8 protein-coding genes are annotated in these 13,090 nt (G+C 71.1%); 2 read left to right on the plus strand and 6 right to left on the minus strand.

The window, feature by feature from the left end:
• Positions 1 to 276: 276 nt before the first annotated feature.
• Positions 277 to 1,716, minus strand: coding sequence for a GMC family oxidoreductase (locus tag SSMG_RS29330; RefSeq protein WP_009082029.1), 1,440 nt, complete (start codon positions 1,714 to 1,716; stop codon positions 277 to 279).
• A 142-nt stretch (positions 1,717 to 1,858) separates the two neighbouring features.
• Between SSMG_RS29330 and SSMG_RS29335 the strand changes: the two genes are divergently transcribed.
• Positions 1,859 to 3,295 carry an aldehyde dehydrogenase gene (locus SSMG_RS29335; protein WP_009082030.1) on the plus strand — a complete coding sequence of 479 codons (1,437 nt, stop codon included), beginning with the start codon at positions 1,859 to 1,861 and terminating at the stop codon, positions 3,293 to 3,295.
• 39 nt (positions 3,296 to 3,334) lie between these two features.
• Here SSMG_RS29335 and SSMG_RS45675 read toward each other — a convergent pair whose 3' ends face one another.
• The 5 genes from SSMG_RS45675 to SSMG_RS29360 form a co-directional block, all read right to left on the minus strand.
• Positions 3,335 to 4,309 carry an alpha/beta hydrolase gene (locus SSMG_RS45675; protein ID WP_009082032.1) on the minus strand — a complete coding sequence of 325 codons (975 nt, stop codon included), beginning with the start codon at positions 4,307 to 4,309 and terminating at the stop codon, positions 3,335 to 3,337.
• Positions 4,306 to 5,586, minus strand: a complete 1,281-nt coding sequence (locus SSMG_RS45680) for a hypothetical protein (protein WP_009082035.1) — start codon at positions 5,584 to 5,586, stop codon at positions 4,306 to 4,308. The genes SSMG_RS45675 and SSMG_RS45680 overlap by 4 nt, the downstream gene beginning before the upstream one ends.
• Complete coding sequence (locus SSMG_RS42690; RefSeq protein ID WP_009082037.1) at positions 5,583 to 9,368, minus strand: serine/threonine-protein kinase; 3,786 nt, start codon at positions 9,366 to 9,368, stop codon at positions 5,583 to 5,585. Before SSMG_RS42690 ends, SSMG_RS45680 begins: the two co-directional genes overlap by 4 nt.
• 60 nt (positions 9,369 to 9,428) lie before the next feature.
• Positions 9,429 to 10,784, minus strand: coding sequence for a serine hydrolase (locus tag SSMG_RS29355; RefSeq protein ID WP_037715219.1), 1,356 nt, complete (start codon positions 10,782 to 10,784; stop codon positions 9,429 to 9,431).
• An 85-nt stretch (positions 10,785 to 10,869) separates the two neighbouring features.
• Positions 10,870 to 12,057: an amidohydrolase gene (locus SSMG_RS29360; protein WP_009082041.1), complete on the minus strand. Its 1,188-nt coding sequence runs from the start codon at positions 12,055 to 12,057 to the stop codon at positions 10,870 to 10,872.
• Between the two features lie 152 nt (positions 12,058 to 12,209).
• Here SSMG_RS29360 and SSMG_RS29365 point away from each other — a divergent pair, with 152 nt between their 5' ends.
• On the plus strand, positions 12,210 to 13,079 hold the full coding sequence (locus SSMG_RS29365; RefSeq protein WP_009082043.1) for an oxidoreductase: 870 nt from the start codon (positions 12,210 to 12,212) through the stop codon (positions 13,077 to 13,079).
• Positions 13,080 to 13,090 lie beyond the last annotated feature (11 nt).

Consider the following 13,090-nt stretch of genomic DNA (forward strand, 5'->3'; position numbering starts at 1 on the left):
GGCGATTGCTCCGGCGGCTTGGTCCGCGATGTCACGTCGGCGATGAGGTCTCGAACGATCGGGCTTTCTCGATGGCGATCGGCTTCCGCTCCCTCGGCGGCCATGGGCAACACGGGCCGAACGAGAGCACACCGGTTCAACAGCGCCGCCATGACAGCACAACGGCCAAAGCGGCCCAGGGATGACGACCGCTCAGAACCGCGCCCGGCAACAGCCCCAGCCGCGACCTCGCGCGTGGCAACCGCAGCAACCGCGGGGCCACCGCGCGCGACGCCGTCAAGCCAGCAAAAACTCCGCCACCCGCTCCCCCATCAGCACCGCAGGCGCGTTCGTGTTCCCGCTGATCACCCGCGGCAGCACCGACGCATCCGCGACCCGCAGGCCGGACACTCCGCGCACCGCCAGCGTCGGGTCGGTCACCGCTCGTTCGTCCGTTCCCATCCGGCACGTGCCGACCTGGTGGTGGTACGTGATCGCGGTGCGCCGCACATACTCCCGGACCGACGCCGGTCCTGGGTACAACTCCCGCGCGCCCCATTCCTCCGCCAGCGCCGAGGCGCGGCCGATCAACCGGCACTGCTCCACCGAAGCCACCAGGCTCTCGAAGTCCGCCGGGTGGGCGAGTGCGGCCAGGTCGATCAGCGGCATCTCCGTCGGATCCGTGCTGCGCAACCGCAGCGTGCCCCGGCTCTGCGGGTTGATCATGCCCGCCATCAACGAAAACCCGGTCGCCGGGCCGGTCATCCACGGTTCGTACATCGGCACGCTGAAGTGGATCGGCTGGGTGTCCGGCACCGCCAGGCCAGGGCGGCTGCGCCAGAACAGGTGTGTCTGCGTCACCGAACGTCCGGTCTGCGGGGGCGCGACCGCGCGCCGGTCGGTGGCGAAGATGACCGGCGACAACAGGTGGTCGTGCAGGTTTTCGCCGACGCCCGGCAGGTCCGCGACGACGTCCAGGCCCAACGCCGCAACATCGTCGGCCGGGCCGATTCCGCTGCGCAGCAGGATCGCGGGGGACGCGAGGGCGCCGGCGGCGAGCACGACTTGGTCGGCGAACAGCGGTTGCAGGTCGCCGTCGATCTCGGCCAGGACGCCGATACAGCGGTCGCCCTCGAAAAGCACGCGGTGCACCAGCGCGCCGGTGTGTACGGTCATCTGGTCGGCGACCGGTTGGGCGTAGCAGAGCCAGGTGTTGCGCCGCCGTCCGCCGGTCATCGTTACCTGCTGCACGGAGATGCCGTCCAGGGTGCCGCTGTTGTAATTGTCGTTGAACGGCAGGCCGATCTCCTGCGCGGCATCCACAATGGACTGCTGGATCGGCTGCAGCGGATCGTGCTTTTCCAGGTCGAGCAGGTCGCGTTCGATCCGCTCGTACACCGGGCGCACGTCGTCCCACGTCCAGCCGGGCAGGTTCCAGCCGTCGTAGTCCGCCGCGGCGCCGCGGACCCAGATCATCGCGTTCAGCGAATGCGAGCCGCCGAGGACCTTGCCGCGCGGCAGGTGCAGCCTCCGGTTCCCGGCGTGCGGCTGCGGCACCGTGTAGTAGTCCCAGTCCTCGGCGGCGTGCCACAGCTCCGCCGCGCGCGACGGGTCGTGGATCGCCGCGTTCGTGTCCGGTCCGCCCGCTTCCAGCAGCGTCACCTTCGCGCCCGCGTCGACCAGCCGCCGGCACACCACCGAACCCGCCGAACCCGCGCCTACCACGATCACGTCCATGTGCCGATCCTGACCGGTCCCCCGGCCGCGCCCGGAATTGTCTTCACTCGCCGACAACGGGCGTGCCCTCGCGGACAAGACCGCCCGCCCGCCGCGCGCCGATACTCGAAAGCGACCAGAAGTTTGGGACTAGGGAGCACCGATGCCGACACGCCTGTTCATCGACGGTCAGTGGACCGAGGCCGGCGGGGAGCCCATCCCGACCCGCGATCCGGCCACCGGCACGGTTCTCGAAGACGTCGGGACGGCGACCCAGGCTGACGTCGACGCCGCGGTCGCCGCCGCGCGCCGCGCGCTGAACTCGCCGGAGTGGGCCGGGCTCGCGCCGGTGCAGCGCGCGAAGCTGCTGTTCCGCCTCGCCGACCTCGTCGACGAGCACCACGAGGAACTCGCCGCGCTGGAGACCCGCGACCAGGGCCAGCCGATCGGCGTCTCCCGGCAGGTGAGCGTCACCGGCGCGGCCGAGCACCTGCGGTATTTCGCCGGCTGGGTCACGAAAATCCAGGGCACCACGAACCCGGTTTCGTTCCCGGACACGCTGCACTACACGCGCCGCGAACCGGTCGGCGTGAACGCGCTGATCACGCCGTGGAACTTCCCGCTGATGATCCTCGTGTGGAAACTCGCGCCGGCGCTCGCCACCGGGAACACCGTGGTGATCAAGCCGAGCGAGGTCACGCCGCTGACCAGCATCCGGCTGGTACAGCTGACCGAGCAGGCTGGTATCCCAGCGGGCGTGGTCAACCTGGTCACCGGCGACGGACCGGTGGGTGCGATGCTGAGCGCGCACCACGACGTCGACCACGTCTCGTACACCGGTTCCACCGCGGTCGGGAAGCTGATCACCGCGGCGAGCGCGGAGTCGAACCTCAAGCGGCTGACGCTGGAACTCGGCGGCAAGGCCCCGAGCATCATCGCCGCCGACGCCGACCTGGACGCCGCCGTCGCGGGCAACCTTGCCGGCGCGACGCTGAACACCGGGCAGGTCTGCGCGGCGTACACGCGGTTCTACGTCGACCGCAAACGCGAGCAGGAGTTCGTCGAGAAGATGGCCGCCGGACTCAAGGGACTCCAGGTCGGCCCTGGTCTGGACGAGACGACGCAGGTCGGCCCGCTCGTGTCGGACAAGCACCGCAAGCACGTGGCGAACCTTGTCGCCGCCGGCCGCTCCGAAGGCGCGGACCTGATCACCGGCGGCTCGGAAGTCGACCGCGACGGCTATTTCTACCAGCCGACCCTCTTCGCGGGCGTCACCGACAACATGACGATCATGCGTGAGGAGATCTTCGGCCCGGTGCTGGCGGTGACGCCGTACGACGACCCGGACGAGTTGGTCGCGCGCGCGAACGACACGCAGTATGGCCTCGCCGCGACCGTGTGGACCCGCGACATCCGTACGGCGCAACGCTATGCGGACGGGATCCGCGCGGGTGCGGTGTTCGTGAACATGCCGCCGATCCCGGACATGGCCGCTCCGTGGGGCGGGTACAAGGCGTCGGGCTGGGGCCGTGAAATGGGCCCGTGGGCGCTGGACGCGTACACCGAGACGAAGGCGGTTTGGCTGCACTACGGTTACTGAACGCTTTCGGGGCTCGGCGGCCGGACTGCCGAGCCCCGTTCAGCGGGCCAGTTCGGCCAGCGACAGCAGCAGATGCGCCGACTCCGGGTACCAGATGTCCGAATGCGCCCCGGCTGGATTCCACCACCGCCCGCGCCGGAACCGCCAGCGCGACTCGACATTGACGATCCTCCGGTCCACTTCGGACCGTGAATACTCCGCGTCCACCTTGTGCAGCACGGTGTTCGCCACGTCCTCGGGAGGGACTTTCACACCGACGTTCCCGATTCCCGGCACGCCTTCCGCCAACCGGTGCCACAACCCGGTGGCTCGGTCGAAACGGGACCGGGTCAGCACGATCGGCCCGTTGATCGGAGCGTCGCGCAGCACGGGAGCGAACCGGTCGGTGAAGATATCCGGCCGCGCGGCCATCTGAAACACCAGCAGAGTGTCCACAGTGTACGGATAACGCGGATCCGCCCGATCCCACCCGAGAACGGGCGGACCGTCCCCGGCCGCGGCCTGCACCGCTTCCACCACGAATCGGCCGCCGAAGGAATGGCCGACACAATGCAGGTACTGACCCGTGACGGTCCGCAAACTCGGCGCACTGCCCGGCAATTGGCGTTCCGCGTTCAGATACCCGAGCAACTGGCCGAGCGCCTCCGCGGCCCGTCCGTCGGTGGTCATCTTGTGCGCCCGATCGCGGATCCGCCGGTACCCGGTCAGGAACGGATTGCTCATGGACGGCCACCGCACCATGACGTAAAACCCTTGCCACGCCCCGAGTCCTTCGTACGACCCGGCCGCGTAACGCTCTTCCAGCAGCCCGAAGAACTGGCGCGCCCGCCGGTCCGCGGTTTCCCGGTTGTTCTGCCACCCGTGCACGAACACGACGATGTCGGTCGCCGTCGCCGGAACTTCCAGCCACCGGGACAGAAATCGCGGCGTCGCCTCGGCGGGCACCGGCTTGCCGGTTTCCGGGTCCACGAAATCGCCGTGCTCGTCGAGGTCCAGGATCACCGGTTCGATCACGGTCGCCCTTCCTGCCACAGATGCACGTCGATCCCGCGGTACAGCGAAAACATCAGCCCGAGCGGATTGTGGTGGTCGTCGGCGAACGAACGGGCCAGCGAGCGCACGATGTCGCCCAGTTTCGCGCCCGAATCGATGAATTCGGTGAACAGCCGCCGCGAATACTCGCACGCGAACGCGGGCGGCAGGTCGATCTGCGGGCCGATCAGGCAGCGTCCGCCGTTGCCCAGCAACGCTTTGCCGAAAGCCGAGTAGAACGCCGACGTCACCTGGCCGCCCTGGCAAGCGCCGACATAGACAAACGGCCGGGTCGGCAACGGCGCTTCCGCCAGCCACGCGGTCAGGTCGGTGCCGTAAATCCGTTCGCCGTCGCCGAGTTTCAGATACGGCTGCTCGACCAGGCCGCCCGATCCGCTCACCTTGCCGTGACAGCCGAAATACGTGACGTGGTCGGCGAAATCGCGGCTGCGGAAGTGCGCGGCGAGCGTTTTCTTGTCCGGCCGCAACACGACTTCCGCCCGGCCGTGGAAGAAATCGACCACCGGCGCGATGTAGGGCGTGTCCGGGAATTGCCGGTCCACGCCGTGGTCGACGTTGAGCCCGACCACCGGTTTGCCGCCGTCCACGGTGATCCGCGCGTCGAAATCGTCGACCCGGGAGAAGGTGTGCTCCACGACGTGCCGGTAGCCCCAGAACCCGGCGAGCGACCAGTTCTCGTCGTCCGGGTACTCGTCCGGCCGCCGCGGCGAGGTGTACAGCATGCCCCACGGCACGATCAGGCTGTCCGATTCGATGCTGATCACGTTCTCGCCCTCGGCGAGCGCCAGTTCGAGCAGCGACCGGATCCGCTGCAGCCCGCGATCCGGACCGGCGAACAGCAGCCGGTACATCAGGTAGCCCGCGTCGGCGAGCGCGGAACCCGCGCGCCCCAACAGTTCCGGCCGCTCCGCGAGGTCCCAGCCGTCGGCGAACGGATGGCGGCGCGGCCCGCGTTCGGTCCGCTCGGCGAGGTCCACGACGTGCCGCTGCCACGTTTCGCGGAGGATGTCGATCCGCGAGTTCAGCTCGCCGAGGCTGTGCGCGATCCGGCCCTGGTACCCGCCGCCGCCGTCCTCCGGGAACGCGCTGCCCCACGCCTGCACGAGAAGCCCTGGCGCACCGGGGAATTCGAGGAACCGCAGGTTGACCGTCCGCGCCCGGTTGTACGGCGGCACCGCGACGCGGCTCAGCCCGGCGGTGTTGTCGACGGTCACCTCGGCACTCAGCTGACGGGTCATGACGGCGCCTCCACCGGCAGCGCGGCCGCGATTTCCAGGAGCAGCTGGGCGTCGTGCTCGCGGTAGATCCGGAAGACCAGCCGCAGCGGACCCGGTTCCGCCGGGACGACCCCGAAAGCCGCCGGTTCGCGGAGCCGGTCGCCGGTGATCCAGCCGACCCGCGACACCGGCACGGCCGTCCCCGGCCCGGCGTCGAGCAACACCCGGACGCGCACCACGTCCGACTGGGCGGGCGCGGGTTCCTTGCGCCGCACCGAAACCGCGACCCCCACCAGCTGCCCGACGACGACCGGACCGTCGGACTGGCATTCGACGGTCGCCTCCAGCAAGCCCGGTCCCGGCGGCGGGGCGTCGTCCGGCGGGCTCGCACCGGAGCCGCGCAGGCCCGCCCAGATCACGCGCTGGAGGTCGAACGGATCCGGCCCCGGATCCAGCTGATCGCGCCGCACCGGAGAGCCGGCCCGGCCGGCGCGCCACGCAACGGGCCGCGAATCCGTCCGCCGGGAATCCACGCGCCGCGAGTCGACCCGCCGCGAATCCGCCCGGCGGGAGTCGACGCGCCGGGAATCGACCCGGCGCGAATCGACCCGAACGCTCAGCACCGCACTGGAATACGCCACATCAGGCTCGGCCAGGTCGTAGTCCAGCTCGTAATCCTCCTCGGCAGGCGTCGCGACATCGGCGACCGGCCCGGGCGGCCGCACCGGTGCCGGTTTCCGCAACGGCACCGAAATCCGCTCCGAAAGAAACTCTTCCCCGTCCAGCGGTCCGCGAAGACTGACCAGCCCGCTTTCCGCGTCGACGATGTCCACCAGCAACCGCAACCGGCCGAGCACCGCCTCGTTCCCCTGTGCGGTCGCCAGGGCCACCGCCGAGCCGAGCGCGTCCAGCGTGGCACTCAGGTTTCCGTTGCGGTACGCGGAATCCGCGGCGTCCACGGCGGCCGCGAGACCCAGGTGCGGCCCGACCGGAGCCAGGGCCAGCTTGGCCGGATCGTCGGTCAGCGCCGCGAACACGGTCTCCGCCTCCGACCGCGCCGAGCCCTGCTGCGCCCACATCGCGATCAGCTGGTGCTCTCGCTCGATCTCCAGCTTCGACGGCACGAGCAAGCTCACCGCGTACTCCCGGGTTTCCCCGGCCGCCCAGCGCCCGAGATCGAGCACCAGGTCGTCGATGCGCTGCCGCGGCAACGGCAGCAGCCGTTCCACCGGAGCCAGCTGGCTGACCCGGTACACCACGCAACCCGGCGAATCCCGCAGGACCAGCCGCATCGCTCCGCCGCCGGAGCCCGCCGTGACCCTGACCTTCACGGTCGTCTCGGACGTCCGCGACGGCAGGTACCGGGGATGGTGCACCACGGCTGCCGGCCGCTCGGCCGACACCGGTCGCGGCGCCTCGATGCCGCGCACCCGAGCCGCGTGCTCCCGCAGGCTCGGCCACGCCCGGTTCGCGTGCTCCCAGTAGATCTGCGCGAGGTCGTGTTTCACCTGGTTCAGGTCAGGCAACCGGCTCGCGGCCGCCGGATGTCCGGCCGCCAGCCGAAGCAGCGTTTCCGCGACCAGGGCGGTGAGCCGGTCCTGTTCGTCCTCGTCCAGGTCCAGTCCTCCCAGCCGGGACCAGGCGGCGGCGGCTTCGTCCAGGCTCGGCAGCTCCGCGTCGCCCGGCACACTCGCGGCGAGCGCCCGCACCGCACCGGCCCGCGCGGCGGTCTTGGCCTGCCGGTCCGCCGCGGGCACCTCGTCCAGAATCGCGGCCGCGCCGACCCGATCGCCTTGGCCGAGCCGGATCCGGGCAAGCCCGAACGCCGCCGTGACCATGGTCCGGTCGCACCGCCACACCGTTTCGTAGTAGCGCGCCGCGGCCGCGCGCAGTCCTCGCAGTTCGGCGCAGAAACCCAACGCCAGCAACGGTGCGAGCTCGCCTGGCACCAGCCGCGCGCACTCCCGGTACTGCTCCTCGGCGTCGTCGGGCAATCCTGCGTCCAGCAACGCCGCAGCGCTGCGCCAGGCCGTGGCGACCTCGTCCGGAGCGGCGGCAACGGCGAGGGGCAAGACCGGCCGCACGTCGTCGTCCCGCAGGGAATCGTCCGCGCGCAACGGCGGTTCCGCTCCCCAAGCCTCCCACCCGGGCACCCCGAGCCCCGTCGCGGCGAGTCCGCGCGGTTCGCCGAACACCTGGGACACGACCGGACGCGGCACGCGCGTGCGCTGGCTGAGCAGCAACCGCACAACCCCGCGCAGTTGTTCGGCCATCTCCTCGGCAGTGCCGAACCGGTCGGAGTACCCAGCGGTCGCCCGGTCGATCAGCAACTGCAGCATTTCCCGGCCGAGACCGCCGTCCGGTCCGGAACACGCGCGCAGCAATTCGTCCAGGGTGGCGCCGATCGAATAGAGATCCGAGCGGACGCTGACGCCCTCCCGGTCCAGCTCGGACCGCGGCGGCTGATAGCCCGGCGTGCCGACGATCGCGCTGTCCCGGTCGTCCTTCCGCCGCACCGAGCCGAGGTCGACGAGCGTGATCCGATCGCCGTCCTGCAGCACGTTGTCCGGTTTCACATCGACGTACAGCAGCCCCCGTTCGTGCAGGTAGCCCACGGCTTCGAGCAACTGCAGCCCGTACGCGGCGACGTGCTCCGGACGCAGCCGCTTGGCGCGCTGGAACACCGTCCGCAGCGAAATCCCGCGCACGTACTCCATCACCAGATACCCGGTGGACTGGCCGGTTTCCGGGTCCGGGTGCTCGAACTGCGCGAGGATGCGGACGACGTTCGGATGGTCCAGTTCCAGCAAGTGCGGGACGACGGCGGCTTGCGCGGCCGCCAGCGCGCCGCCGCGGTCGCGTTCGCCGATCAAGCCTTTCAGCACCACGAACCGGCCGCCCTCGGCCTCGTCCCGGGCGAGGTAGATCCAGCTGAACCCGCCGTGCGCGAGGCAGCCGAGCACCGCGTACCGGCCGGCGACGAGCGCGCCCGGTTCCAGCGTCGGCAGGAAGCTGAACGGCGTGCCGCAGTGGACGCAGTAGCCGCGCACCCGGCCGGGCCGCCCGCCCTCGCCGCGGCCCACCGGATTGCCGCATCCCACGCAAAACCGGTGCCGCTCCGGCAGCGCCGCGTCGGGCAGCACGGCGTCGAACGGGTCCGGCACCAGCGCTTTCGGGAGCGCGACCCGCAGGTCCTCGGCGCCGTTCGGCGGCTGGCTGCCGGTGCGGACAAGGAGTTCGTCGAGCCGGTCCTCGACCGCCGAATCGTCGGTCACCCATTCGCGCAGCTGCGGGAAGTACGCCAGCACGGTGTCCGCCGGAACCAGCCGCACCGCGTAGTCGACCACCACGACGCCGAGCAGCCGCCCGGTGGCGCGGTCGAACGCCGGGCACCCGGACAGATCCGGGTCGACGCGGCCCTCCAGCAGTGTGAGCGGCACCCGTTCGCCGTCCGCCGCCTCGGTGGTGGCGCGCACCCAGATGCCGTAGCCGAGCCGGAGCGGAAGGCTGTGGATCCGGACTTCCCGCCCGGATCCGACCTTCCGCCGGAGCGTGGCGCCGTGCCGCACCGGGGTTTCCAGTTCGAGCAGCGCCAGGTCGCCGCGCGAGCCCGCGAGCGGCGGGACCAGTCCGGCCAGCGCCGCGGAACCCGCCGCTTCGACCCGGAAAGCGGTTTCGTCGCGGGCCGCGCGGGAGCAAGTCAGGACGTACCGGCCGCCGATCAGCACGCCGGCGCCGAGGAGGCGGCCGTCGGCAGCGTAAATGCGCGTCTGCCCCGTATTCCACCCCAGATCAGCGGCCACGAGGTAAAACCTTACCCGGGAACGGCTGCCGGATCGCGGGGTTCGGGCAAAGCCGTCCGGTCACCCGGCGCGCCGGGTCGCCCTCCCCGAATGGACGTATCGCGCGCGGCCGGAGCCGTCGTCGCCGAGGAAGACCAGGGGCAGGTGGAGGCCGCCCTGCGCCTCGCGAAGGATCAGCGTGTCGCCTTCGAGCCGGACCAGTTCGGATTTGCTGGCGGCGCTCAATTCCGCGGCTGTCCCTTTAGGACGTTGCTCCAGCCAGACGCGGCCGTCGTCGTCCTGGGAGACCACGAGATCGGCGACCGTGCTGGCGTAAGTGCCGAGGTACCGGTCGGCGGCGAACGGCTCCGGCTCGGCGGGCGGACGCGGCGGCAGCGACACCTCGACGCCGCCGAATTCCTTGAGCAGTGCGGGAACGAGGTCCGCGTACAGGCTCATCGCGTCGCCGCCGTTGGTCAGCAACGCCACCGCGAGGCCGCTTTCGGGCACCAGCCGCAGGAACGCCGCCTGCCCGATGGTGTTGCCGTCGTGGCCGTAGACCTGGCCGGTCGGGGTGTCGAACAGCTCCCAGCCGAGCCCCCAGGCGTCGCCCATGATGCCGAGCGGAGGAAGGCTCACCTGCCGTTCCACCATCGCGGCGGCGCTCTCCGGACTCAGCACTCCGGCGCCGCCCGCGAGGTGCATGCGGGCGAAGGCGAGCAAATCCGCCGCGGACATCGCGAGCGACGACCCGGCCGGGCCGTTGGACCGCAGCATCGACCAGAACGGCGCGGGCACGAGATCGGCGCCGGGCTCGGGTTCGAGGTGGCCGATCGCCGCGCGGAAGCGGATCGCGTCGAGAGCGTTCGGGGAGAACTGCTGGAGCTTGAGCGGTTCCGCGAGGTGTTCGCGCAGACAGGCCTCGTAATGCTTGCCGCGCAACACTTCTGCCAACCGCCCGAGGACGACGTATCCGGCGTTGTTGTAGGAGAACAGCTCTCCGGGCGGGAAGAGCTGGGCGACGCCGTCGAGGGTCGCGACGAACTTCTCCACCGCGTCGTCGCCGGGACCGGTGTCGGTGAAGAGGTCGCCCTCGAACCCGGCGGTGTGGCTGAGCAGCTGGCGCACGGTGATCGCCGCCTCGCCGAGGTTGAGTTCGGGGAGGTACTGCCGGATCGGGGCGTCGAGATCGACCAGGCCCTCGTCCACGAGCTGCAGGACGAGAGTGGCCGTCCACACCTTGGTGATCGAGCCGATTTGGAATACCGAATCGGTCGTGGCGGTCACCCCGGTGCCCAGATTGAGCACCCCGGCGGCCGCCGCGGCCGTCTCGTCGCCGAGCGCCACCGCGACCACCGCGGCGGGGACGTGATGCTGGTGCAGCAGCGCGGGAAGGTCCTGCTCCAGCCGCCTGCGGAGAGCGTCGAGCTTGTCCATCCCGGGACGGTATCGCCGCCCCGGGACCGAAAGTTCGTCTCCGCGGACGGAAAAATCCGCCCACGACTGGAGCGCCGGACGAACCTCAGACGAGCACCTCGCCGTCCCGCGCCACGACCCGGCCGCCCGCGATCACCAGCGAACGCACCGGCACGCGCATCAACGCGTCCGGCACGTTCTCCGCCGCCACCAACACCACGTCCGCCCGGCAACCCGGCGCCAGCTCGTGCCGCTCCCGGCCCACGAACGACGCCGCCCGCCGCGTCGCCAGCTCCACCGCCGCCGTGAGGTCCTCGTCCTTCCGCAGGCCGTGCAGCCGGGCGAAGCCGAGTGCGATCTGGAGGAGGTCGCCGTCGCCGTACGGGGACCACAGGTCGCGGATCCCGTCGGTGCCGAGGCCGACCGGGACCTCGCGTGCCGACAGCTCGGTCCACGGCAGCGGCGCGGTCCGCACCGGCGCGACGGTCGCCAGCGAGATGCCGGCCTCGGCGATCCGGTCGAGCAGCGCCGCCTGCCGCGCCGGGGGAACCTCGCCGAGCGCGAAGCCGTGCGACACGGTCACTTTGCCCTGCAAGCCGGTCCGCACGGTCCGGTCCGCGATCAGCTCGTACTGGAACGCGCCCAGCTCACCGCCGTCGTGGAGGTGGATGTCGAGGCCGACGCCGCGTCGTTCGGCGATCTCGAACAGCCCGTCGAGCTGGCCGACCGGATCCCGGTCGATGCCCGCCGGGTCGAGGCCGCCGATCCAGCCCGCGCCCGCCGCCGCGGCCTCGTCGAGCAGCTTGAGCACGCCGGGCCGGCGCAGCACGCCGTCCTGCGGAAACGCCACGATCTCGACCTGCACCGCGCCGTCCAGCCGCTGCGCGGCCTCCCGCACGATCTCGATGCCGCGCACCCCGAGGCCCAGGTCGACGTCCACGTGGCTGCGCGCCGCGGTGGTGCCGTGCCGCAGGAATTCGCGCAGCACGATCTCGGCGCTCTCGACGCTCGGGATGCCCAGCGCGTCCCGCTCGGCCCGCTCGTGCGCGATGCGGCCTTCGGTGGTCGCGACGCCGCCGTAGGACACCCACGGCTTGCCCCACCAGCTCTTGTCGACGTGCGCGTGCGAGTTGACGAACCCGGGCAGCGCGAGCAGCCCCGCGCCGTCGATCCGCTCGCCCTCGACGGGGGCCGAGCCCGCGGGCCGGACGTCGGAGATGCGGTCGCCGTCGAGGACGAGGTCGGCCGGGGCGCCGCCCCACGGGCGCACGCCGGTCACAGTGAGAGAAGCCATGTTAATGGTATACCAAATTATCGGACGGCTGTCCCGCGAGCCTGGCCCTGACACTCCCAGGACCGAGGGGTACTGGCCGCGCCGCGCCGCGCGCCGCACCATGGACGGCAGCCGCGGCGGGACCGGCGCGGCGAGGAAAGAAGGGCGGAACATTGACCGACAACCTCCCCGGCGGGACGTTCACGTTGGCCGGGCGCACCGTCGCCCGCCTGGGATACGGCGCGATGCAGCTGGCCGGACCCGGCGTCTTCGGGCCGCCGAGCGACCGCGACGAGGCGCTCGCGGTGCTGCGCACGGCCGTCGAACTGGGCGTGAACCACATCGACACCGCCGACTTCTACGGGCCGCACGTGACGAACGAACTGCTCCGCGAAGCGCTCGCGCCCTACGACGGGCTGCAGATCGTCACCAAGGTCGGCGCGGTGCGCGACGACCAGGGCGGCTGGATCCACGAGCGTTCGCCGCGGCAGCTGCGCGAACAGGTCGAATCGAACCTGCGCAACCTCGGCGTCGAAGCGCTCGACGTGGTGAACCTGCGCGTCGGCGGCGGAGCGGACGGGCACTCGCCGGTGCCGGGTTCGCTGGCCGAACCGTTCGGCGCGCTCGCCGAAATGCGCCAGGAAGGCAAGATCAAGGAACTCGGCGTGAGCGTCGTCGACGCCGAGCAGGTGGCCGAGGCGCAGTCGATCGCGCCGGTGGTCACCGTGCAGAACTGGTACAACGTCGCGCACCGTGGGGACGAGAAGCTGATCGAATCCCTTGCCGCACAAGGGATTTCCTACGTCCCGTTCTGGCCGCTCGGCGGGTTCAGCCCGCTGCAGTCCTCGACGCTGGACGATGTCGCCGCCCGGCTCGGCGCCAGCCCGAAGGCGGTCGCGCTGGCCTGGCTGCTGCACCAGTCGCCGAACATCCTGCTGATCCCCGGCACGTCGTCGGTCGCGCATCTGCGCGAGAACGTGGCGGCGGGCGATTTGGAACTGCCCGCGGACGCCTTGGCCGAATTGGACACCATCGCCGGGTAAACGGCGGATCG

Origin of the sequence: Streptomyces sp. AA4 (genome assembly GCF_000158875.1) — a bacterium.
Lineage (GTDB): Bacteria > Actinomycetota > Actinomycetes > Mycobacteriales > Pseudonocardiaceae > Amycolatopsis.

Coding starts and splice junctions, on each gene's coding strand:
- SSMG_RS29330 (WP_009082029.1), bottom strand. CDS start 1,716: ATGGACGTGATCGTGGTAGGCGCGGGTTCGGCGGGTTCGGTGGTGTGC.
- SSMG_RS29335 (WP_009082030.1), top strand. CDS start 1,859: ATGCCGACACGCCTGTTCATCGACGGTCAGTGGACCGAGGCCGGCGGG.
- SSMG_RS45680 (WP_009082035.1), bottom strand. CDS start 5,586: ATGACCCGTCAGCTGAGTGCCGAGGTGACCGTCGACAACACCGCCGGG.
- SSMG_RS29355 (WP_037715219.1), bottom strand. CDS start 10,784: ATGGACAAGCTCGACGCTCTCCGCAGGCGGCTGGAGCAGGACCTTCCC.
- SSMG_RS29360 (WP_009082041.1), bottom strand. CDS start 12,057: ATGGCTTCTCTCACTGTGACCGGCGTGCGCCCGTGGGGCGGCGCCCCG.